Source organism: Mesorhizobium sp. M7A.F.Ca.CA.004.12.1.1, from assembly GCF_003997835.1.
Classification (GTDB): domain Bacteria; phylum Pseudomonadota; class Alphaproteobacteria; order Rhizobiales; family Rhizobiaceae; genus Mesorhizobium.
The window spans coordinates 1-2211 of sequence record NZ_RZRK01000933.1; the positions used below are offsets into that span (position 1 = coordinate 1).

The 2211-nt window shown below is 62.6% G+C and carries 2 protein-coding genes and 2 pseudogenes; all 4 read right to left on the bottom strand.

All coding sequences use genetic code 11. The features are described 5' to 3' along the window. A pseudogene (locus EN984_RS31915) lies at window positions 1–297 on the bottom strand (hypothetical protein); the annotation flags it as partial. Then, complete coding sequence (locus tag EN984_RS31920; protein ID WP_245480162.1) at window positions 294–986, bottom strand: glycosyltransferase family A protein; 693 nt, start codon at window positions 984–986, stop codon at window positions 294–296. The pseudogene EN984_RS31915 and the gene EN984_RS31920, both read right to left, overlap by 4 nt. Continuing rightward, complete coding sequence (locus EN984_RS31925; protein WP_127267347.1) at window positions 971–1723, bottom strand: glycosyltransferase; 753 nt, start codon at window positions 1721–1723, stop codon at window positions 971–973. Before EN984_RS31925 ends, EN984_RS31920 begins: the two co-directional genes overlap by 16 nt. A 55-nt stretch (window positions 1724–1778) precedes the next feature. Then, window positions 1779–2211 (bottom strand): annotated as a pseudogene (locus EN984_RS31930) (glycosyltransferase family 2 protein); the annotation flags it as partial.

Below are 2211 nucleotides of genomic sequence, written 5' to 3' on the forward strand. Positions count from 1 at the left end.
CATCGCCATGCGCGACTTCGTCCACAGCATCTTCTGCAGGCCGACGAGGCGCGGATGGGCGGCATGCCCGGCCAGCTTCCTGCCGAACCTGTCGGAGATGGCGGCGAGCAGGCGATGTTCTCGAAACGAGACGAGATCGATGTCGTTCTCGTCCAGCCAGCGCGCGGCACAGGCAGCGGCTGCGTCCTCATCGGAGAGCAGCGCCGCCTTCAGCAACAGGTCCAGCTGGCCGGTGGGCCACGACCAGCCATAGTCCGGGAAGCGGCGGCCGATGCGGCGAACGGGCGTGGCGTTCAACTGGAACCTGCCTTGTTCTGGGCTCGCCGCTGCATGGCGAGCCTTGCGACCTGGAGGTAGCCCCGGTCGCGTGCCGGATCGCGGCCGTAGGAAAGGCTGCCCGGACGGATGCGGCGCAATGCAAGCACGTCGTCGAGCATGGCAAGGGCAAAGCCTGCCTCACGAACCCGGGCGATCCAGTCGATCATCTCGCCGCGACCGCCTGGTGGGTCGATGATGGGACCGACGCTCTGCACCACCTCTTGGCGGATCATCATCGTCGTGCGCGACCAGCCAGCTCCACTGGTCGCATCGGGCAAATCGGGGCTGTCGCCGCGAAACGTCCGCCAATGCGTAAAGACGCCCGTTGTCCCGGGATGACGGTCGAGATGGACCAGCTGCTTTTCGATCTTGTCCGGCAGCCACAAATCGTCGGCATCGAGCGTCGCGATGAGCGGCGTCGAGAGTGCCGCAATGCCGCGGGTCGTTGCGCTGCCAGGTCCGGCATTGTCCTGTCGCAGCACCGTCACCGGCAGGTTCATCGCTTCGATCGCCGCAGCCGTATCGTCGGTCGAACCGTCATCGACCACGACGATGGCCTCCGCCTTTGCCGTCTGGGCCAGAACGGAGTTCAGGGCAGCGCCGATGGTGGCGGCCGCGTTGAAAGCCGGAATGACAACGCCGTAGCCTGCCATCAAAGGAACCGCCACTGCGCGAGATCCTTGAAGTCGAAAATCCCCTCCACCCGGCGCAAGCTGGGGTCGGCCTTGCGACGCTTCATCGACTTGTGAATGGCGCGCATGAACTCGCGAAAGGGCACATCGGCTTCCTTGGTCATGTTGCCGGGATGACGTCTGTAGTAGAGAGCCACCGTATCGGGCATAACGTATTTTGTCTGGCTCTCAAAGATACGCAAAAGATAGTCGGTGTCCTCGGCCTGTTTGAAATCCTCGTCGAAACCTCCGGTGCGCTCGATGAGGTTTCGCGCAAAGATCCCGGCGGACAGGTGGATCCCTCGCACGGTGATGGAGTGGCTGTCGGCGGCCGGTTCCAGCGTCTCGCCATCTATCTTGTCGACCAACGTCATGCGCGAATAGGTCAGGTCCAGGCCAGGATCTTCTCCGAAGCAGGCGAGATCCGCCTTGAAGCGCCCTGTCGGGGAGATGTCGTCCGAATCGAGAAACGACACCAGGCCGGTCTGCGGCAGCAACTGCTTCAGCCCGGCATTGCGCGCCTTTGTGACGCCGCCATTGCTCTGCTGGAAAAGACGAATGCACGGGGCCTCGTCGATCAACGACCGTACGACGGCTGCCGAACCATCGGTCGACCCATCGTCGATGACGATGATGTCGAGATCGATGTCTTCGCGCTGCCTGAGCAGCGAGCGCAGCGCGAGGCCAACGAATTGTTCGCGATTGTAGACCGGCATGATGACGCTCAGCTTCATGGGCGTCTCCGGCAGCATTCCGGGCTTGGCTGATCCGACTTGATGGTGTCGAGCATCATAGCATCCGCCAATCGGTGGGACTCTTCAATTCGAAGATTCCCTGGACCTCTCGCCGTGCCGGATCGGCCTTGCGCCGCCGCATCGACTTGTGGATTGCACGCAAGTGGTTGCGGACCCTGCCGCTATGTTCCTTGGTGACATTTCCGGCATGGCGTCGGTAGTAGATCGCGACGGCGTCCAACAATTCGTAGTTCGGTCCCGCCTCGAAAACGCGCAGCAGATAGTCGGTATCCTCAGCCTGCTCGAAATCCTCATCGAACTCGCCCGTCCGGTCGACAAGCCCTCTGCTGAACACGGCGGCGCTCAGCGAAATTCCCCGAAGTGTCATCGTGCGGCTGGCGACTGCCGGTTTCAGCCGCTCATCGTCAATCCGCTCGACCAGCGTCATCAGCGAGTAGGTCAGCTCGAGTCCGGGGTCTGCTCTGAAG